We start from the raw sequence: 22,033 nt of genomic DNA, 5'->3' as shown, positions 1-22,033 counted from the left end.
GTTTTTGTCTATAAGAAATAGGTGTCATTTATAAATGTGATTTATATCATGTTTTGGTTATTGCTTGGTATTGAGGATTGTATATTTTTTTGGTGTTTTTGAATAGGATAGTGGTTGTTTTTGGAAGGAGAAAGGGAAGGGGGAGAAAGAGGGGATAAGAAATAATTTTGTACAAGCTGCTTAAAATATTAGTTTTGCAGCATGGCCCCGTAGTTCAACGGATAGAATAGATGTTTCCTAAACATTTGATAGCAGTTCGATTCTGCTCGGGGCTACTTAAGGAGGCATCATATATGGATTGTCTCCTTTTTTTGTCGATAAACAATCTGTGGAAGGAACTGTTGATGTTAGCTCAATTATATTTAGATTTTTGCTGCCAAGTTAGTTAGGATTATTTTTTGAAAAATATAATACTTGATATTATCTAGATCTCAATAGGTTCAAAAATGGATTGCTTTGTTCCTTCTTCAGTAGCATCTCGTCCGTAGATACATTTTTAAAGAGTCTCTTTTACTCATATTTTTCGTAGTAATACGAATCAAGAAATAAACAAAAAAGCCGACTCTCGTCGGCTTTGTATTGTTTATTTCTTAAGATCCTTTAGGATTTCAGATACTGCTTTTTCGAGTTGCGGATCTTTATCTGCGATTCGATCTGCTGTGGTATTCTTTATAGCGATATCAGGTGCTACACCTGTAAGTTCGAGATCTTGTCCATCGAGGGTATAACACCCCCAGCCTGGTAATCTGTAAGAAGAACCATCTACAAGACTCTTAGCGGAGGTAAAGATAATCCAGCGATAGGTTTCTGTACCGATAATTTTGCCCAGTTTCAATTCTTTGAATCCTGCTGCAGTCATTTCGGCATCACTAAGCGATTGTTCGTTGATTAGTAAAACGATTGGTTTACTAGCTGGAGCAAAGTTCGATTGAGGAGCACGCTTACCACCACGATATTGCCATTGTAGATAAGGTCTTTGAGATAAGAAACGTAAAACTTCATCATGTACATTTCCTCCCGTATTATAGCGTAAATCCAAGATGATACCATCCTTATTGTTTTCTTGTTCAGCCATATCCAACAAGAACGTGTTTAACTCGGAAGTACTCATGTTCTTCATATGCGAATAGGCAATTCGGTTACCGCTTAATTGATCGACCTTACTGCGGTTGCCTTTAATCCATTCATCATATAATGACTCGCGGAATGCAGCACTACTTTGCGGACGGATATTTATGGTAGACTCCTTGCCGTTTCTTTTAATGCTAAGTTGCAATTCAGGAGCTAGTGAAGGCATGGTTAAGTAATAATCGCGATCCATATTTTTATCAATAGGGTTACCATTGATGGCCACAAGTTCATCGCCAGCTTGTAGGTCAATACCCTTACGACTTGCCGGACCATTGCGAACTATACTGGCGATTTTATAAGGATTCTTTTGATCGTATGTTACGCCAAGCTCATTACTCACAAAATTGAAGTTCTTACGCTCTTCAGTACCCATGCTACTAAAACCTAAGTGGGATGCATTTAATTCACCCAGCATATCATTTAATAAGATTCTGAGGTCATTACGATTGTTAATACCTGGAAGATATGCCGCATATTTTTTCTTCATGCCTTCCCAGTCTACCCCATGGAAAGAAGAATCGTAAAAGTTCTCTTCAACGTTAGCCCATGTTTCAAAGAACATTTGTTTAAATTCTTTATCCAGGTCTCTATTGAATTTGCTGGAAATCTCTACCGGTTCAACGCGGTTAAAGTCAATGTTATATTTTTGGAAGTTTCCGTTTGCCAATATGTAATATCGACCCTCTACTTCGATCAGGTTGTTTACAGAACCATCAACCACTTTCTCTGTTTTTGGAGCTGTAAAAGGTTCATAGGTTATACGATACATACCTAATTTGCCTTCATGATTGGACAGGAAGAAAAGGAATTGCTTGTCTCCACGGCTAAAGGCTTTAGGTGAGAATTGAGATCCCGCAAAAGGACTTACCTGTTGGATACGATCCATAAGTCCATTGACATCAATGGTCACTAAGTTTTTCTTAGGTGTCGGTTTAGCTGTTGCTACAGTTGGTTTAGCCGGCTTGTTTTTATCGACCGGTTTTTTAGTGGTCGTAGTATCTTTTTGTTCCTTTTTAGGTTCTTCAAAAAGCTCATCAAATTTGCTGACACGATAAGGCTCATCGAAATTCTCTAAGGCCATGCGATAAATGCTGGCAGTTCCCATTCCCATTGGATAAGAAGGCTTCGTGCGGTTGCTGGAGAAATAGATGTATTTTCCATCCGCAGAGAATACAGGTGAAGTTTCGGATACCCCTGTATTTGTCAGATTCATCGTTTTATTATCTGCTAAGTGGTGAACAAAGATATCCTGTTCAAAATTGCGAATAGCGGTGAATAGAACATATTGTCCATCAGGAGAAAATGAAGGTGATGAATTTTGAAAAGCCCAAAGTTCATCCTTTACAATGGTGTTGCTTTTTAAAGATGCCAGATCAAGAATCCTTACTTCATCTCTTCCTGACAGGTAAACAGCTTTCGTGCGCTCCTTGTTAAGATTGAGGTCACGGTTATTTCGTTTGTCGGATGTTAGTTGTTTGGCAGCGCCTTTACCATCAGCTGAACGGCTAAACCAATTCAGATAACCATTTACTGTTTGATTATAAACAAGCGTACGGTTGTCCTTTAACCAGCTCACCTCCATGATGCGTTCGCCAGCAGAAGGCATTTGGCGAATAAACTTGCCATCCACATCGGAAACAAAGAGTTCACCACGAGAAACAAAAGCTAACTTTTTACCATCTGGAGAAACATCGAAATTGCTTATAGCACCTCTGACATCAAACTCTTTGGATTTGCCCAATACTTGGTTTCTACTAACAATGATATTTGGTTGAGTTGTTTTCTTACTCGCAACATCATAAATGTAAAGCTGATATCCTCGTTCAAATATGATGGATTCTCCATTTGCTGAAACTTGAGGCGTACGGATAGACTCTTTAAAGTTCGTTAGTTCTGTTTTCTTTCCGTTGTTGAAGGTATATAGATTATATTCATCATTACCTTCGTCGGAAGCGAAGAAAATATTGCCTTTGCGGTCAACAGTTGGCCAAAGGTCTTTTCCTATATAAGTTGTATAGTCTTTAAAGGTATTATCCTTCGGGTTGTAGCCTTTAATATCAGGATTGAATGCACCCTTATACCTTTTTCTATTTGCAGAGCTATAGCTTTCAAATGAATCAGTGAAAAGAAGTTCGCCTGATGGTGTTTCCACCATGTTATGGATATAGTTGAAGAAATGTGGGATAATACGCTGTGCCGTACCACCTGCTGCATCTACCTTAAAACTACTCATTCTATTTTCGCGAGTAGAGGTAAAGTAAATACTCTTACTGTCCCAACTCCAACTTGCTACATCGTCAGCACCATCATGGTGTGTAATCTGACGGATTTCACCTCCCGCTAAAGGCATCACATAAACATCCATATTCCCGTTTTGATTGGAAGAGAATGCTAACCACTTTCCATCAGGAGAGATTCTTGGTGAAATCTCATTTCCATCCATTGCCGTAATACGTAATGCTGGTCCACCTTGAGTTGGAACTTTCCAAAGGTCACCCTCATAGCTAAAGACAATGGTCTTCGCGTCTGGGCTAATGGTTGGATTTGATAAAAAGGTAGGTTGAACTTGTGCTATACTGCTGCCAGTCCCTGCAAGTAGTAAAGCAAAGGCTAATAATGATTTGTTAAACATATTGAAATCAATAATTATTGGTAATAATTAACAAATTTAATATTCGATCCAACATTTTAGCATGACACTACTATAATATTACAATTTATTACCTACTTCAATATTTTATGTATTTAATTGGTTTTAAGGTAAATGTAAAATATTGGGGGAGTATTATCTGGAATTGGTTAAGATATGTTTATTCACCAACACATATACAGACGTGTATTTTTTACACTTCATTAAGATAGATAGCCGAATTAATAATGCTAATTTTGCTGAAAAATTAAGGTAATGAGCTCATTGAGTACTGATTCGGCATATTCTCTACAACAAAAACAACGCATTCGCATTGCAGTAGCATTATTTTTCTTTGGCCAAGGCTTAGGATTTGCTACTTGGGCGAGTCGTATTCCGAGTATTAAAACAAGCTTGGGACTATCAGAAGCTGAGTTAGGCACTCTTTTATTGATGATTCCCATTGGACAATTGGTTACTCTTCCAATTTCCGCTTTCCTGGTTAATAAATTTGGAAGTCACCGTGTATTGCCTTGGGCAGCTTTTTTATATGCTTTTGTACTTATCCTGATTGGATTATCGCCTAATGTTTGGTACTTAGGTGCAAGTCTATTCTTGTTTGGTATGGCTGGAAACATGGGTAATATATCGGTCAATACCCAAGGTGTTCTGGCAGAAGAAATTTATGGTAAACCAATCATGTCCTCTTTCCATGGAGCTTGGTCCTTGGCGGGCTTTTCAGGCGCCTTGTTGGGTTTTCTTTCTATGCAATTGGAGCTGCCAAGCATGCAACACTTTATTGGCATGTTTCTCTTGCTGACGATTAATATCTTATGGAACAAACGCTTGCTTGTTCCTGAGCAACCGAAACAGAAAGAGAAGGAGGAGAAGTCAAAGTATAAGCCTGATTGGATGATTATTCAATTGGGGATTTTAGGCTTCTTTAGCATGGCGACAGAAGGGGCAATGTTTGAATGGAGCGGTGTTTACTTTTCAGAGGTTATACATGCTCCAGAAAAGTTGGTTATTCTTGGCTTTGGTTCTTTTATGGTAATGATGGCATTAGGCCGCTTTATCGGAGATGGCATTATCTCTAAATTAGGAAGACGTCGCACATTGCAGCTCAGTGGACTCTTGATGTTCGCAGGAATGCTAACCTCGGTTTTATTTCCTAATCTTTATATCTGCACATTGGCATTTATGTTGGTTGGATTGGGTGTAGCCTGTAATGTACCTACGGTCTATAGCGTAGCAGGTAAACATAAAACTATTCCTGCAGGTGTAGCCCTTGCAATGGTTTCTAGTATATCATTTCTCGGCTTTCTAATGGCACCTCCATTAATTGGCTATATCGCTGAACTATTTAGCTTGCAATATTCTTTTGCCTTATTTTCTTTGTTTGGCCTGCTGATGTTTGTAATGGTTAGTAGGATGCGAAGGAGTGAGATGTGAGGGGGTTGAGACCGCTATGCTACTAGATATGAGATGGGAGATAGACCGCTACGCTTTTAGACAACAGATAACAGACAACAGACTTGTGGCGATTTGAAAGCTTAATTATAACGGGTAGACATTCCTATGTTAGATTTAAGATAGAAAACTTGTACTTTGGAAGCATAATTTTAGCGGGCAGACATTACGCTCGTTTTCGATGAGGATAAATCCTCATACTCAACTCGCTCAGTACTGCCTACCTAGGGTGCTATCTAGATAGTTCATTAAGTCTCACATCTCATCATTTCACAAATAGCACGCCATACCCAAGTCTCATATCTCATATCTAACAGCGAAGCGGTCTCATATCTAATCCTCATATCTTTCCCTTAACACACTATTAATCATTTCTTAACTTATCTTTCTTAAGTTTGTGGTTAAACAACCATAAACAAAAAATGAAGAAATTATATTGGTCGCTGGTCGCATGTTTGATGACCGGTACAGTACTTGGGCAAGATCTTGCCAAGGGGACAGTTTACAACGATTTAAATGGCAATGGCCGTCAGGACCGCAAAGAAGTAGGCATAGAAGGTGTTAGTGTAAGTAATGGTCGGGAAGTAGTACAGACCGACAAAAAGGGGAATTACAGCCTTCCTGTCCAAAAAGACAACATTATTTTCGTAATCAAGCCCACAGGATATGAGCTTCCGGTAGATGCTGATAATCATCCAAAATTCTATTACATCCACAAACCTGAGGGTTCACCAAAAATGAAATATGCTGGTGTTGATCCTACAGGTCCTTTGCCTAAATCCATTGACTTTGGTTTGAAACATAAAGAAGAATCTGCTAACTTCTCTGCCTTTGTATTTGGAGATCCACAAGCTTATACCGCTGAAGAAATGGAGTTTTTCCGTAAAGGTATTGTTGATGAAGCTAAAAACAGACAAGGTCAGATCTTTGGGATTAGTTTAGGGGATTTAGTAGGTGATAACTTAACACTACACCCTAGTTATAAACAAACTGTTGGACAAATGGGGCTTCCTTGGCACAATGTCATTGGAAACCACGACATGAACTTGGATGTTCAACAAGACTCTTTATCTGATGAAGGCTATGAGCGTGTTTTTGGTCCTGCAAATTATGCTTTCAATGTGGGAAATGCTCATTTTATTGTCTTAGATGATATTATCTATCCACATCCTAAAAAAGGAAAAGGTTATCAGGGTGGATTACGTGAAGATCAATTGGATTTTGTAGAAAACAACTTGAAGTTTGTTCCTAAGGATAAATTAATCGTGCTTGCTTTCCATATTCCTTTAAATCCAGATAATGATGCTTCTTTCCGCAATAAAGACAGACAGCGTTTATTCGATATCTTAGCTGAATATCCAAATACATTATCTCTTTCTGCGCATACACACTTCCAACAGCAGAATTTCTATACTGCTGATCACGGATGGAAAGGCGCAAATCCACACCATGAATATAATGTTGGAACAACCTCTGGTGACTGGTATTCAGGATTGCCGAATGAATTGGGTGTTCCTACTTCAACCATGCGTGATGGAACGCCTAAGGGATATGCAATCTTGAAAATCGATGGCAATAAATATTCCTTCGATTATAAGGTTGCTGGAAAAGATGATAACTACACGATCGGTCTGTTTGGCCCTTCTACTGTAAAAGCTAAATATGCTGCTAGATATCATGTTTATGCGAACTTCTTCTTAGGTTCTGCCAATGACAAAGTAAGCTATAGACTTGATAATGGCGAATGGCAAGCAATGGAAAAGGTAGTAGGAACCGATCCAGCATATTTAAAAGATGTTTTAAATTATGATGGTGCAACGGATCTAGTAGCTGGTAGAAGACCTAGTGATGCGGTTAACTCAGCTCACCTTTGGAAAGTTAAACTTCCTAAATTGAAAGCTGGTAAACATACTTTAGAAATTGAAGCTGTAGATATGTTCGGTAGAAAACATAGCAATAGCAAAGTTATTGACGTTGTAGAATAATATTTTAAAACAGAATTTTCATAAAAACCAAATTGAGCCTATGGAGACATGGGCTCTTTTTTGTAAAAGACAATGTATGCGGTTAAAGGTTCGGATGAAATTCCTTATCCAGCTGCTCTCTTAGTTCAGGATGTTTCTTAATATATTTTGCCACAAAAGGACAATAGACCATAACCTTCTTCTTGCTTTCTTCTGCAAACGCAAAGGCTTCTTCAGCTAAGGCGGAGGCAATTCCCTTACCTTGCAGAGCTTCTGGAACTACCGTATGCATCATGGCGATGTTTTTCTTGTAAAAACGGTATTCTAATCGAGCAATCTCCCCGTTTTCCTCATATTCAAATTGTAAGTTCTTCTCGTTATTTCGGATGTCCATGTTTTTATTGTTTGCTATAATAACAAGGCTGAAAAGACTTTGTTTAGAGCTTCTAATGAGGTGAATAGTTTTGATAAATGTATTAAAATATATTTTGAGATAGGCAATTTAGAAACAAGTCGGATTTGAAGCAGATTGAATGTCAACTTAAAGCAAAAAACTTTAGAATTTATTTGATTTTTTTAGGAGGGATTGTACCTTTGACTCATTCAAAGACTTCGTAGCTCAGTTGGTAGAGCAACAGACTCTTAATCTGTGGGTCCTGAGTTCGAGCCTCAGCGAGGTCACGTTAATAATCAGGGTGTTATGAAAAATAGCGTCCTGATTTTTTGTTTATAACGAACAATCAAGATGTGTTCAAAATAAGCCTGTCAAAAATAATAGGTTATTTTTCTTTATTTTTAAGTGTAGCAAATCCGAGCAAAATAATGGAAGAACTATTTAATACCTTCAGCTGTAAGAGTTGGATCATATTAAAGGAAGATCACGCACATAAGCTGGTGCAAATGCTGTCTTTGCAAAAACGTAGAGATGATCTCAGCTGGGAACAGTTATTGGAAGGTCAGGATAAAACTCCAAATACTTTAATTTTCACTTCCGCAGCCAAAGGATATGTTATCGTGGAAGGAGATATGCTAGAACAAAAGGGGACAAGCATTGCTGAATTACTTTCTGCAGATGATCTTGTGTTTAATATGACAATTGATATCTGGGTACCCTATATGTATATCGAGATATTTGATCAGGGAAAATTGATCAGACGCCTTGAATATAATCTGGATGTAGAAGCCGACAGCGTGGTCGCAATAGAATCAGGAGATAAATCAAGTTGGGAAAAGGAGATTAATTATACGCCGGAATCTACCCTAGGATACGACGACTTTTTTTATCCCTTATACTTTATCAACTCCCTAGGCATAGGAATGGCTGAGCTTAAGCAACTCTATAATTCTAAATGCACTAGTTATGATTGTGCCAGCAATCTTTAATTACTTTTTTATCTAAATCATTATCAAGCTAATTTACAAAATGTCATTAATTCTGTTGGAACCTTATTACTTGAAAATATTTATTTTTATGAAAAGCAATTTTCAATAAATTTTGTTAATAAAAATATTGACGTTTTCTAAGGAACCAGAAAAATAAACCCAGACTCTTCCGTTATAAAAATCCCTTCTGAATATTATTAAATAAACGTAGTTGCAAAGGGTTAAAAGACCATTGTTGCTTTCATACAAGGAGTTGGACGAAGGTCGTTGATGAGAGATGCGAAAGCATGATTTAACGACATCTAAGAAATAGACGAAGTGTCTTGGCGATATTTTTGAAAAGGATTGTAGGAAAGGAATATCAAAAATAGTGAAAAGAACGAAGCCTGAGTGATCAGGCGGGCGGGCAAAACACTAAAAGCGTGAAGATTTTTAAAGATATTAAAAAGATTTAGGAGCATTTATGAAGCCGATCCAATGTAATGAAAGTAGCATGACAAAATATTTTATTATGGCGTGATTATTTTCTATATTGGCTGAGGTGAAAAACCATATTATCAACTTCTAAGGCAATAAGTTCTAAGTATTTTTTGAAATTTATTTATTAAAATTTAACAAAGTGAATCAACGAATATTTTTACACATAAATGAAGAGAATTCAAATCATTCCATAATTAATGACTTAAAGAGGCATGTTGTATCTGATTTAAACTTTCAATGCTATGTAATATCATCACCACTTTTAGAAAATTTCGAATATGATTATTCTGATTCTGCTTTTGTAATTTTAATTCCAAAAAAGAAGTTAGTGTTTGTCGACCTAGCTGATGATGATGACTTATTTGAACAATATGTCGAAGACTTTTTAGATGATTTAAGTTCACTTTCATCAAAATACAATTATAAAAAACATATTGGAAGATTGCGTGAATGGGAAAAGGATAATATATTATTAATAAAATCTAAGAATTATAGAGATATTAACAGCCTTCTAACACAAATCAATATTGATGACTCTAAATCGCAAAGAATTAGCGATCTATTAATTTCTTTGTTAATTGGAAGTATTAATGATATCGATAAAATTGGAGCGGATGTTCCAATGACTATTTTAGAAAAGGTTAAAAAAAACATAATTCTATTTGATGGCGAACAAACTCGTTTTATTTATCAGGACTTTACCAATAAAACTGTTGTAATACAAGGCCTTTCAGGAACTGGAAAAACCGAATTATTGCTACATAAATTAAAAGATTTATACCTAAATAAAAATAGTCCAAAAATATTTTTCACTTGTCATAATATTGCTTTAGCTAATACACTTAAAGAAAGAGTTCCATCTTTTTTCAATTTTATGAAGGTTGAAAAACAAATAGAGTGGAATAAAAAACTTTGGCTAGATAGAGCATGGGGATCAAAAGCAGATAGAAATTCAGGAATATATAGTTATATATGTTCATATTACGGGATTCCATTTATGAGGTGGTCAACAATTACTAATTACAAAATTATTTTTACAGCTGCATTAGAACAATTAAATAAAATACCAGATGAAGAATTTGAATACGCTTTTGACTATGTTCTAGTTGATGAAAGACAAGATTTCCCTGATGTGTTTTTTAAAGTTGTAGAAAAAATAACGAGACATAAAGTATTTATAGCAGGCGACATTTTTCAAGATATTTTTGAGTCTTCTAAAGATGATGTTCTGAATGTAGATGTTATACTAAATAAATGTTATAGAACTGACCCTAAAACGTTGATGTTTGCACATTCAGTAGGCCTTGGCTTATTTGAAAAGAGAAAATGGAATTGGTTTTCAGATGATGAATGGAAAGCTTTTGGTTATGATATTCAAAGGTTTTCTAACAATGAAATACATTTTACCAGATCACCAATACGCAGATTTGAAGATGTTGAGGATAATAACATATTAGGAACTAAAATCATAAAAACAACACATACTAATGATGTAATTAAGTTAATTCAGTCCATAAAAGACTCCGACCCTAATTTAACACCAAATGATATTGCAATAATAATACTTGATGATAATAAAAAAATTTACGAGTACATAGAAGCTCTTGCGATTCATATAAATAAAAAAATTGGATGGACCATAAACCGTGCATATGAAAGTAAAATAAAGGTAGAAAACACCATTTACGTTTCAAATCCCAATAATGTAAAAGGTTTGGAGTTTCCTTTTGTAATTTGCTTAACAGGCCAAATCAAAGATGATTATAAATATAGAAATATTCTGTATACTATGTTGACAAGGTCTTTTTTGAATTCATATTTATTGGTTACTAAACCCGAAAAATTAGATAATCTAGAAGAAGGTTTGAAAATTATCAATGAACATAACTACATTAAAACATATGAACCAACTAAGCTAGAACAAGCTGAAATCAAAAATCAATTAGTTTCATTTTTGATGAAACCAAACATATCTTATAAAGAATTTTTAGACAAACTATTTGAAGAAGAAGAAATAGAAATAGATATAAGGTCTTTATTAGAAGAAGCTTTATTAAATAGTCGAATTGAGAAATTTGATGAGGAAAACACAAGAGTTTTCATAAGAGCAAATAAAAATTTTTATTAAATGGAGAAAAAACTTAGTTTCAAAATAAGGCAAGAATCAATTGAAATGTTTTTCCCTAAATTTAGAATAAAAAACAAACTGCATATTATTAAAATATTATTTGAAGCTTGTAGATATATTTTATTTGAAGATTTAACTAATAAACTTGAGGAAAATATGCTCATTTTGAACGTTGACAAAATGAGTAGATTATTTTTTATATCTGATAATAAAACCTATTCTATACATTTTCCATTTACAATTAATATTAGTCCAATAGAGAGAAAAATTTATTATAAAAATATTTTGCCTATTGATGCCAGACTCATTTCCGATATTATAAGCATCATTCATGAACCTAAATTTTATAGTGAAGATTATTTTGACTTTGCAGAATCCTTTTCGGACATAGATGATATATATTTAGGTAAGACCTGGCCTTTATTAAAAGATTTATTAATATTTGAAGATGGTTACTTAAGGTTGGATAGAGATTTAGATACTTTCCTGAAAGCAAAAGCTGAAGGAAAAGAACATATGCATCCAGAAAATCATATTGATATATTTTATACATCTGGGAATACTTTTAAGATTGGTCTAACCAAAAATGTGAAACATAAATTTTTTATAGATTTATTAAATGTAAAAACAGACTGTATTTATTTAAAATATTGAATATATCGCTCATTTTTTTTAAATAAAGAGAGTTGGTTTAATATTCAAAAATAAATAGTTAGATTAAATCTAACCTTAATAAGCTCTTTTAATTTTTAAAATTTGCTCTATATAGTATATAATCACAGAATCCTTAATCTTTGCCTCTTGAAACTTTCCAAATTCAACAGGTTTTAAATTTTTACATAAAGATACAAAGCTAGCAATTATACCACTTTGAAAATTTACATGTACAATTAATTTTTTTAAACTCAATTTTAAGAAGAAGTTCTTTTAATTAATGGTTTGACGTATATTAATGTAGGTAATTCCATAACGGAATGCCTTATTATATAAATAGACTATTCAAAATGGAAAAAATTCAATTATTCTATAATTAATTTACAAATTGAAATAAACAATTCAAGAATTAATTACAAAGAAAAAAAGCTAATCCAAATACAGTTAATAAATATTTAATTGATTGTGAGAAAGTTAGTGAATTAACCAAGAAAATATCTGAAAAAGTATATTCTCTTGGAGAAGAATCCATCATCTGCATAGAAGAAGATAATAACGGCACAATATGGTACGGAACTTTAGACGGAGTTAAGCGTATCATAAAACAAAAGTTTTCCTAATTATCCCCTTAAACACAGTTAGAAAATTTACTGATTTTACTCCCGTTTCATGAGGTTGTCTCTTTGTCTTTTGTCTGTGGTCTAATCGTCTCTTCCAAGGGTTTTCTTTGACACTCCATCGGATCTCCTTCGGAACTTGTTCGGATCTCCTTCGGATCTCGTTCGGTTAGAAGCGAACGAGATCCGAAAGAGATCCGTGTAAGATCCTTAGAAAATCCATTAGAGTATCGAAGCAATATCAAGCTTAACTACTAGCAATCCTAAGCCAAACCCAAAGGAAATACAATCGTAATTAGTTAAGGTCTTAGGTAAATCACTTCATATTAAATCCTACAATTCCCAGGTTTTTTATACAGGATTCACAAAAGGGACATGCAAGTCATTCAGATAAAAGGCAGCAGTTATCATTACCCATTCTATCAACCAACCCTCACCACTTCATCCACTTGCTCTAACAACTCCAGCTGATGTGTCACAAGCAGAACTGTAACCTCTGGAAACTCACGCTTTAAATTATCCAAAATCAGTCTTGCGCTACTTTTATCAATTCCTGCTGTAGGTTCATCGAGGATTATCAACTCAGGAGATTGAATAAAGCTTTGTGCTAACAACAGCTTCTTTCTTTGTCCCCCACTTAAGGTGACTCCTTTTTCACCTATCCAAGTGTGATGCTTTTCCGGTAATTGAGTGTACCATTCTTTTAGATCGACCAGGTTAAGGATATGTTCTATTTCAGCTTCTGAGTATTGAAGGAAATTTTCCTGAATGGTTCCTGTCAGTAGATTGGCATTTTGGCTCATGTAAATACATTGAGGAATGGGTAGCTTCTGTATGGGGGAGCCATTCCACGTCATGCTTCCAGAGGCTTGGTATTCGGGATAGAATAAGCTATTTAATAGGGTGGACTTTCCAACACCAGTAGGACCAACTAAGGCATGCCATTTGCCTTTTTGAAGCTTGAAGTTCAATGTAGGAAAAGGATGCGGTTCATTCGGTATTTTAGCAGACCAATTACTTAATTCCAAACTATTCAATTTTGGCAGACTTGTAGAGCAATCTATAGCTTTTGTTGTCGCTAGCAACTTATCGATCTGTTGTACATTGGCCTTTAATTCCTTGTTAATTGCCTTTTGGAAGAACAATAGTTCTGCTAGTTCTGTAAGGGCCAGAATTCCCAAGAAGATACCTGTACTGACTTGTACCGATTCTCCGGCAGAACTAAATAGAAACAACAGATTGATAGCCAGCAATGTGAATAATAGGCCCGCCACTTGCTGTAAGGCAATAGCCTGCTTACGGATCATGTTATTCAGCTTGTGCAATTCTTTAGTTTGGCCTTGCTGTTGATCTATTACGAATGCTGCCAATTGAAGTTTCTTGATTTCGATTGAAGCTTCGAAAGTCTCCAGAAGCTGTTTTTTCTGTTCTCTTTTAATCTCCTGCGCCTTTTGGTGTAGCGTTTTATTTCTCCTTAGCAATATCGTTGGGACAAGGAAAAAAGCAATTGCCCCATAAGCAACATACATAAGGGCAAAGCTGAGGGCATAGTCCCATAAGATGATGCCTGCAATGACGGAGCTAACCAGAAAAGCGATAAAAGGGAAGAACCAAAGCAATAGAAAATTGGATAAGGCCTGTATTCCTTTAAGGCTTGTATGGGCAATTTCAGAATGGTCATGAACTTGCTTTTCATAGTAGGGTAGAGCGCCTAGATTCTTGAAAATTTGGAGCTGTAGGTATTGCTCTAGACCAAGTACGGTCTTATGGTTTCTCGTTTTATCGAAGTATTTGGTTGCCGTCCTGACAATGGCAATAAAGCGAATGATAGAGGAAGGGAATAAATAAGAGAAGGTGCTATTGCCCGTAGCAAAAACTATGGAACAAACGACTAAGAACCAACCAGCAACTGTAGGAAGAGCAATAAAGGAAATGCTCCAGATAATGGCGAGTATTAGGCCAATGATCCAAGAAGTACGATTCTTGTGTAGGAAATATTGTAGGATATGTCTAATCATGAAAAATGGATTTGACTACCTAGCGATAGTTCCAATTGGAAATCTGCTAATTCTTTTACGGATGTTTGATGCGTTGCGAGGATGACTAATTTGGTTTTGGAGAGTTCCATTAATTTACGAAAAAGAACCTCTTCGGAATGCGAATCCAGGTTTGCTGTAGGTTCGTCTAATAATAAAACTGGTTTTTGCTCAGCTAATAATCTAGCAAATCCTAAGAGTTGTTTTTGACCGGCAGAAAGCTGAATTGCATTATTTGTTAGTCTAACATCCAGGTCCCATTGGTTGCTTGTTAGCACCTGTTGAAAGCCAGAAAAATTTAAGAGTTCAGTCCATTCAGACTCTGAAAAATCTTGATTTAATGCAATGTTTTTTCGGATGCTATCGGTGAACACAAAAGTGTGCTGGTTAAAATAGCCCGTATTTTTTAACAACCACTCCTCGGTTTCTTCCACTGAATAATTATCTAGCGTAATTGTTCCAGAGCTTGGATTTAAATATCCTGTCAGCAGTTTTAACAAAGTTGATTTACCCGATCCGGATATTCCTTTTAACCAAACTAAGCCCTTATTTGGCAAGTCGAAATTTAGGTCTTGCAACACCATCTGGCCTTGCCTTTGATATTGGAAACATAAATCCTGGACATGAATTGTGGAGAACATGCTGTTTTCTATAAGTTCTTTGGAGGTTGTAACAGTAGGAAATGATTGTTCCTTAATAATTTCATACGCCTGTTCAGCAACTGCTATTGCTTTATTGCGATCGTGATAGGCACTAACAAATTTCCTGAGGTAAACATAATAAAAGGGGGTTAACATCAATAGGAACATCGCATTTCCAAAATGATAGCCAGCACCTCTTTCGTGAAAGGGTAAATAATCCAGTAAACTTAATCCTAAATAGAGCGCAACGATGGCAATACTGAAGGTAATGAAGAACTCCATCAAAGTAGAAGAAAGCATAGCTACATGCATAACCTTCATATTTGCCTCATTTACTTCGGTACTTTTTTCCTGAATGAATTCTTCTTGTTGTTTTAGCTTTCCTAAATTCTGAATACTGGTTATGGATTGAATTCTATTGTAGAATACGGAAGAATATCGTAAGAATAGCTGAATATTTTTCTGATGAATGGACTCTGCGCCATAACCAACGGCAATCATCTGAAGGGGAATCAACAGTAAGGAGAGCAGTAATATTCCCCCAACAATGGGATCAATATAAAAGAACACCAAGATGAGTGCTCCACTTACCAGAACAGAGGCAATACCAGTTGGGATAAAGTTGCTAAAGTAAGGTTTCGTGTCTTCCAACAAATCGCTATAAATATGTACAGCTTCACTTGGTTTGACCTGTTGGTTGTTCAAGCTGGCTTTTAAGAAATCTGATTGCATGGAGAGCATGGATTTCTCTCCTGCCAGTTCATTATAATGCTGGCTGAAATAATTGAAAATATAGCGAAGAATTACGGCGACCACAGCAAGGTATAAATAATTCTCTTCAACGGTTTTATTCAACCAAAGGTATAAGAATTGAGAAATCGAAAAGGCAAAAGCAACAAAACATATAGATCCCGCGAGGGTAAATATTGCCCCTAAAATCCAATACTTTTTTATGCTAGGAATATATGAATGCAACCACTCTTTTGATTCTTTAAGCATCAATATCGTTTCTTTTCTTTAGAAGGTTTGGTAAGAGACTTCCTGCTAGAATTCCGAATACTGCTCCTGATATCAATGCAGTTGCCATTCCTAGCACACCTAAGAAGGCAAAGAATAGGAGGGAGCCAATGACCAGGAATATTAAATTCAACACAATACGAGATAATATTTTCATAATGTTTAGTGTTTATTGACGTATTTCTGTTTTCCTTTAAAAACGCGATAAGCAAATAAATTATACCAAAGTACCATAGGCATACATAAACCTACTCCAATCACCAAAAAGCGAATACTGCTTGGACTTGGGGATGCTGTATTTTCTATTAACACCTCCGGACTAATATAAGGGAACATAAATAATCCTAGGCCTATAACCAATAATAAATCTATCATTAATGCGGCATAAAAGGTGGCTACATGTTGTTGTACTTTCTTAAAGCTGTAATAGGAATACATGAATATCAAGACCATGTATATTAGTACCGCAACTGCAATAAGCGCAATGGCACGCTCCTTACTGAAGCTGATTAATATGGCATTTTTTTGAAGCAACATCCATAAGCTGATGGAGAAGATCAGAAGAAATGAAACGATCAACCACCTGCTGAATAGAACAGCCTTTTTCTTCACGCGTCCTACTGATTTCATGTATTGCCAATTCATTCCATTAATCCCATACATCAAAACCAATAATAGAACAATACAAGTGTTCATGATGACATGATTAACTACTGCAGGATTTAAGAAACTACAGATAATACTTGCGAAGATTAGGCCTTGAGGGAGTACGATCATCCAGCTAGACAGAAAAAACAAATAGCGCCAATATTGGGCAAATTGTCTTTTAGTTCCTTGAAACTCCATGCTCACCGCTCTTAGGAAAAAGCCGAACAGCATAATGTAGAGATAAATGTAATGGTCTGGCAATACGGTAGAATAAACACCAGGGAATGCGCCCCAGAGCATAGTCCCGATTAAGATAATCCAGCTTTCATTTCCATCCCAACTCGATTGTACGATGGAAACCAAAACACGTTGATCCTGAATATTTCCTTGAAAGGGTAGCATAATTCCCAATCCTACGTCATAACCATCCAACATCAAATAGAATGTCAATGCAAATCCGATCAATGCTAATGCTATATAAATTTCAATTGTCATATCGCTTTTTCTTATTGGATTATTTTAAACCTACTCTAACCTGTTTTTGGAAATACCGTAAATACATAATGATGGCAAAAGCATAAATCAGTATGATCATAGATAGGGTTATTGCTACCTGTTTTTCTGTAAGCATGCTATAGGCTTCATCTGTCCGCAAAAGGCCATAGACCACAAAGGGTTGACGACCAATTTCTGCTGTTAACCAACCACAGACAATAGCAACAAAGCCAATAGGAGACATATATACCGCAAACTTCTGTAGAAATTTACTTGTAAAAAAAGTCCCTCGGACTCGAGCAAATAGACCTGCAAATACGAATATGTATATTAGAATAGCAATGAAAAACATGATCCGAAAGGTGTAAAATATCGTATTGACAGGAGGTTGATTTTCTACAGGAACATTATTCAATCCGGGGATTGGTTTATTAGGGTCCTTATTTATCAATAGCCCTCCAAGCTTAGGGATTCCGAATTGCCAGTTGTTTTTCTGTTCCTTTTGATTGGCATCAATGGCGATCAACCAATCGGCACTTTCATCGTTGAAATGGCCTTCCAGAGCTAATAATTTCCCGGTCTGTCCGCCTTCGAGTCCGATTAATAATGCCGTCTCATCCCCTACATAAAGTTGAAAGGGAATAAGTATCGTCAAGAAAACCATAGCTTGATTGAATACCCGACGATGTATATATACATCCTTTTTTTTCAAAAGATAATAGGCAGAGACCCCATTAACCACCAAGGTGCTGGTCAAGGCTACACCCAATACAATGTGAAGTAATCGAATGACAAAAGATTTATTAAAGATGATGGCCATCCAATCTTTGGGAAGGAATTGACCATTGACAAACTCATAGCCTCCCGGAGTCTGCATCCAAGAGTTGGCACTCATAATCCATGTCATGGACATCAGAGTCCCCAAGGCAACCATACAAGTAGCCAAAAACATCACCTTTTTACTTACTCGCTTGCCTGCATAAAGCATAATACCAATAAAGCCTGCCTCCAGGAAAAAGGCAGTTATAACCTCCATACTGATGATGACCCCTAAAATTGGACCTACAGCATGTGCATATCGCGACCAATTGAGCCCAAACTCAAAGGTCATAACTGTACCACTAACAATACCTAAACCAAAGCCTACAGCAAAGATCTTCTTCCAAAAATTGTATAGCTTTAGATAAGCCTCGTTCTCGGTTTTCAAGTACCGGTAATACCAATAGACTAACCAAAAGGATAATCCAATGGAGATGGATGGGAATAGAATGTGAATTGCTGCTGTAAAACCAAATTGCCAGCGGGACAGCAACTCAACGGCTAATAATTCCATGTGATGTATTTCGTTTATTTTAACCTATTGTATTCATTTGCATTATACTACTGATACTGATAGCCCCCGTAATGTTTTACAGGACTCCATGCCGGGATGACCTCAAGCTTCTTTGTTGTTAAGCCTGGAAACTGTTCATCGGCATATACAATCTTCCCATCAACAATGGTTAGGTTTGCTTTTAGTTCCTTGATTTTACTTTCATCGATGCTGAAATAATCTTCATCTAGAATGGCTAAATCCGCATAATATCCCTTTTTAAGAAGACCCTTCTCATTTCCTTGTTTTATAAGCTCATAGCCTCCTTTAGTCAACAGCTGTAAGGCTTGTGCTCTGGATAATCTATGATCAGGACTTAATACTTCTGTATCGCCTACTGTCTTGCCTGATACCAACCAATGCAAGGCTATCCAAGGGTTATAAGAAGAGACACGTGTAGCGTCTGTTCCTAATCCAAGGGGAATTCCCATTTGTAAGATCTTGTGAATTGGAGGGGCTTCATTCGCAGCTTTCTTGCCATATCGACGGATGAAGTTTTCTCCTTGAAAGGACATCCTGTTCTGAATGGCAATACCACCACCCAATGCTTTGATACGCTTAAGATTTGCTTCACTAACCGTTTCCGCATGGTCAATAAACCAAACTAGATCATTTAAAGGATTTTCTTCGTTTACAGCTTCTATGACATCCAACATTCGACCGATAGTCTGATCATATGTAGCATGCAATCTAAATGGCCACCTATTATTCACCAATAATCGAATTACCGGTAGCAATTGTGTTTCCATGGAATCCGGCAATTCTGGTCTTGGGAAAATAAAGTTTTCAAAGTCGCCGGCATCTGAAACAATATTCTCTCCAGCGCCCGCCACATAATAATCTCTTGGAATGGCTGTAGCTTTAGGGTGAATACCGACATCAACCATACCGACCCATTTCGTATAATCGTTTAATTCTTGCCCCTTTTTTTGCGCAAATAAATAATGTGGGAGTCTCAAAGTAATTTTACCTTGATCATTTAATTCGTCAGTAATGCTGTAATCATCCGGATAGTTTTGGAAACCACCACCTGCATCCATCACCGAGGTAATCCCTAATCGGTTTAACTCCGTCATATACTGCAAAGTGGAGTTGATTTTTTCCTCTTTACTAAGCTCTGGTAGCTTGCCTAAAGTAGAGTAAAGGATAAAAGCATTTGGTTCTGCAAATAGCATCCCTGTTGGCTTTCCTTCTTTGTCTTTTTCTATTAAACCACCAATTGGGTTCTCCGTATTTTCATCAAGCTTGAGGGCTTTAATACCGGCCTTATTGAGATAAGCCTTTCCATATAGGTACAGCACAAAGGTCGGCACATCTCCAGTTGCCGCATTGATTTCTTCTAATGTGGGATCTCTTTGTTCCTTGAATTGAAAAGGAGACCAACCGCCAACCACTCTAACCCATTGGTCTTTTGGAGTTCGTTGAGCCTGTTCTTTTAATAATTGTAATGCTCTTTCCAAGCTTTTTACACCATCCCAACGTAATTCACTGTTGTAAAAACGACCAGCACGAATCACATGGGCATGAGAATCAAATAAACCAGGGATAACGGTCTTGCCTTTGGCATCAATGACCTTACTGTTTTTACCTTGGTTTTTCTTGATTTCCTGGTTGGAACCCACAGCGATGATTTTATTGCCCTTTATAGCAATTGCCTCAGCAACCGTGTAATTGTTTTCCATGCTATGCACCTTCGCATTGTGTATTACCAAGTCGGCTTTTTCCTGCGCATATAAATTTGAACCAAGACTACTAACTGTTAGCAGACTCGTGAGTACTAGTAAATGTCGGATGCTTTTTTTCATATGTGATTTCGTTTTGAATAGATAGTGATTATTTGATAGCTATATGTGTTGTTTTTATTTGCTGGTACTCTTAACAGTCTTTATTCACTTATGCATTAATTTATTCGGCTGAACTTTATGATTTGTGTGCATGAAACGTATAAGGCTGCTGCTAATGAGGCAAGACTTAACTTGACGTTTTATTGCTCATAAGTTATTATTTAAACAAAATGATTAAGCAAAATTGCTTGCTTAAAATTATTAGCGTGAAATCTATTGCGTTAAACAAAATGTTGAACTTGAAATCAAGTGATTTTCAATGATCATTTGTTTTTCTTGCTGAAAATAAGGAAATATCTAATTATTTCTCGTGTTTAAACATCTATTTATCATTATTAATATTTTTTTAAATAATTATCTTGCCTCAATGGGTTTAAATGCAGATTTTCATTTGCGTAATTTTTTTGAATCATTTTGGAGAAATAATGAAATGTTACAAAACAATAGTTTTCCTTCGGCATAATACTGCTGGTAGGTTGATTGTCTGTGCCTGTGCTGTAATTAAATGTGCTCGATGATGATTCAATAGCAGCTTGAGCTACTAATATGTTCCTCTGCTTTTGGTTTTTCAACAGTCGAATTAGGTTTCGGGTTTAAAGTTTTTTCAAAGCTCTGCTTAATTTGCTGGCAAGAAGAATGAAAAAAAATTAGAATAAGTAATAGGATACTGAATTAAAAATAGCTTTAGAAAAGGAGTTGATTTTCTGCATGCTATTTTTCTTTCTAATTTAAGAAAATTTTTCTAAACAATATTAAGAAGCTTTTTGCGACACATAATCTAAAACAGATTTAATCTAATCATTTGCATATTTAATTATTCACTTTTAAAAGAGATATGCATAAAGGAAAAGACGTGTTTCTTTTTAAGGTAATACGCTAATTTTGTTTAGTTTTGCGTTTTTACGGATAACCAAAATCCCTTTGATGCACAACTATTTCATATTATCAGATGAAGAGCTTTTTGACCTGATTAAAAATGAGGATGAGTTGGCATTTTCTGAACTTTACAATCGTTATAAACGTCCAATGATTGGTTTGGCTTTAAAGAAATTGGATGATGAAGAAGTCGTTGAAGATATTGTACACGATCTATTCGTTAAATTCTGGATTAATAGGGCGGCTATTCAAATCACAAATTTTAAATCCTATATCTATCGAGCCCTACGAAATAAGGTACTGGATTATATTGCTCACTTGGTTCATGAGCGGAAATATTTGGATTCTCTAGTCGATTATGAGAATGATTATGCAGAAGGGTCTGATTTTACTATCCGTGAAGAGCAGTTCCTTCAGGAACTGGATAAATTAATGATTCATTATTCCCCGCAGGATAACATGATTCTTAAAATGCGTATGCAGGGCTATAGCAATACCGAAATTGCAGAACATTTAGGTCTTTCTGAGAAGACTGTTCGTAATAAATATAGCCTAATAACCAAAGCTTTAAGTGGAAAGCTTAAAATTCTTACAATTTTTTATTTTTTCTAAGGGACAATTGAAATTCAGAATCGTCTTAGTTCTGAA

At 36.0% G+C, this 22,033-nt stretch carries 15 protein-coding genes and 2 tRNA genes; 9 read left to right on the top strand and 8 right to left on the bottom strand.

Going from position 1 to position 22,033, the window contains the following annotated elements; translation table 11 throughout:
- The first annotated feature begins 203 nt into the window (after positions 1 to 203).
- Positions 204 to 275, top strand: a tRNA-Arg gene (locus ABD676_RS13335).
- A 308-nt stretch (positions 276 to 583) separates the two neighbouring features.
- On the opposite strand, the gene ABD676_RS13330 is transcribed toward ABD676_RS13335, so the two are convergent.
- Positions 584 to 3,763 (bottom strand): S41 family peptidase, encoded by a 3,180-nt coding sequence (locus ABD676_RS13330; RefSeq protein WP_344675208.1) that lies wholly within the window; start codon positions 3,761 to 3,763, stop codon positions 584 to 586.
- 273 nt (positions 3,764 to 4,036) lie between these two features.
- Here ABD676_RS13330 and ABD676_RS13325 point away from each other — a divergent pair, with 273 nt between their 5' ends.
- Both ABD676_RS13325 and ABD676_RS13320 read left to right on the top strand, forming a co-directional pair.
- Positions 4,037 to 5,212, top strand: a complete 1,176-nt coding sequence (locus ABD676_RS13325; RefSeq protein ID WP_344675207.1) for an MFS transporter — start codon at positions 4,037 to 4,039, stop codon at positions 5,210 to 5,212.
- A 440-nt stretch (positions 5,213 to 5,652) separates the two neighbouring features.
- Positions 5,653 to 7,215 carry a calcineurin-like phosphoesterase C-terminal domain-containing protein gene (locus ABD676_RS13320; protein WP_344675206.1) on the top strand — a complete coding sequence of 521 codons (1,563 nt, stop codon included), beginning with the start codon at positions 5,653 to 5,655 and terminating at the stop codon, positions 7,213 to 7,215.
- 82 nt (positions 7,216 to 7,297) lie between these two features.
- On the opposite strand, the gene ABD676_RS13315 is transcribed toward ABD676_RS13320, so the two are convergent.
- Positions 7,298 to 7,588, bottom strand: a complete 291-nt coding sequence (locus tag ABD676_RS13315) for a GNAT family N-acetyltransferase (protein ID WP_344675205.1) — start codon at positions 7,586 to 7,588, stop codon at positions 7,298 to 7,300.
- 214 nt (positions 7,589 to 7,802) lie between these two features.
- On the opposite strand from ABD676_RS13315, the gene ABD676_RS13310 reads away from it, so the two are divergent.
- From ABD676_RS13310 to ABD676_RS18255, 5 genes are all read left to right on the top strand, one after another.
- A tRNA-Lys gene (locus ABD676_RS13310) sits at positions 7,803 to 7,875 on the top strand.
- A gap of 141 nt (positions 7,876 to 8,016) precedes the next feature.
- Positions 8,017 to 8,577, top strand: coding sequence for a hypothetical protein (locus ABD676_RS13305; protein WP_344675204.1), 561 nt, complete (start codon positions 8,017 to 8,019; stop codon positions 8,575 to 8,577).
- 619 nt (positions 8,578 to 9,196) lie between these two features.
- Complete coding sequence (locus ABD676_RS13300) at positions 9,197 to 11,185, top strand: STM2767 family DEAD/DEAH box helicase (RefSeq protein ID WP_344675203.1); 1,989 nt, start codon at positions 9,197 to 9,199, stop codon at positions 11,183 to 11,185.
- A complete protein-coding gene (locus ABD676_RS13295; RefSeq protein WP_344675202.1) occupies positions 11,186 to 11,839 on the top strand; it encodes an STM2766 family helicase-associated protein in 654 nt (217 codons plus the stop codon).
- 458 nt (positions 11,840 to 12,297) lie between these two features.
- Positions 12,298 to 12,459 carry a two-component regulator propeller domain-containing protein gene (locus ABD676_RS18255; protein ID WP_425565292.1) on the top strand — a complete coding sequence of 54 codons (162 nt, stop codon included), beginning with the start codon at positions 12,298 to 12,300 and terminating at the stop codon, positions 12,457 to 12,459.
- A gap of 419 nt (positions 12,460 to 12,878) precedes the next feature.
- Here ABD676_RS18255 and ABD676_RS13290 read toward each other — a convergent pair whose 3' ends face one another.
- From ABD676_RS13290 to ABD676_RS13265, 6 genes are read right to left on the bottom strand one after another with little or no spacing between them, the layout of a single operon-like run.
- Complete coding sequence (locus ABD676_RS13290; protein ID WP_344675201.1) at positions 12,879 to 14,474, bottom strand: ATP-binding cassette domain-containing protein; 1,596 nt, start codon at positions 14,472 to 14,474, stop codon at positions 12,879 to 12,881.
- Positions 14,471 to 16,132 (bottom strand): ATP-binding cassette domain-containing protein, encoded by a 1,662-nt coding sequence (locus ABD676_RS13285; protein WP_344675200.1) that lies wholly within the window; start codon positions 16,130 to 16,132, stop codon positions 14,471 to 14,473. Before ABD676_RS13285 ends, ABD676_RS13290 begins: the two co-directional genes overlap by 4 nt.
- A complete protein-coding gene (locus ABD676_RS13280) occupies positions 16,125 to 16,307 on the bottom strand; it encodes a hypothetical protein (protein ID WP_344675199.1) in 183 nt (60 codons plus the stop codon). The genes ABD676_RS13285 and ABD676_RS13280 overlap by 8 nt, the downstream gene beginning before the upstream one ends.
- Positions 16,308 to 16,312: 5 nt before the next feature.
- Positions 16,313 to 17,293 (bottom strand): cytochrome d ubiquinol oxidase subunit II, encoded by a 981-nt coding sequence (locus tag ABD676_RS13275; protein WP_344675198.1) that lies wholly within the window; start codon positions 17,291 to 17,293, stop codon positions 16,313 to 16,315.
- A gap of 19 nt (positions 17,294 to 17,312) precedes the next feature.
- Positions 17,313 to 18,626, bottom strand: coding sequence for a cytochrome ubiquinol oxidase subunit I (locus ABD676_RS13270; protein WP_344675197.1), 1,314 nt, complete (start codon positions 18,624 to 18,626; stop codon positions 17,313 to 17,315).
- A 47-nt stretch (positions 18,627 to 18,673) separates the two neighbouring features.
- A complete protein-coding gene (locus tag ABD676_RS13265; RefSeq protein WP_344675196.1) occupies positions 18,674 to 20,470 on the bottom strand; it encodes an amidohydrolase in 1,797 nt (598 codons plus the stop codon).
- 963 nt (positions 20,471 to 21,433) lie between these two features.
- On the opposite strand from ABD676_RS13265, the gene ABD676_RS13260 reads away from it, so the two are divergent.
- Positions 21,434 to 21,997, top strand: a complete 564-nt coding sequence (locus ABD676_RS13260; RefSeq protein ID WP_344675497.1) for an RNA polymerase sigma factor — start codon at positions 21,434 to 21,436, stop codon at positions 21,995 to 21,997.
- The last annotated feature ends 36 nt before the right edge of the window (positions 21,998 to 22,033 follow it).

This window comes from Sphingobacterium kyonggiense (assembly GCF_039536825.1).
Classification (GTDB): Bacteria; Bacteroidota; Bacteroidia; order Sphingobacteriales; family Sphingobacteriaceae; genus Sphingobacterium; species Sphingobacterium kyonggiense.
This window is presented reverse-complemented; position numbering and strand designations above follow the sequence as displayed.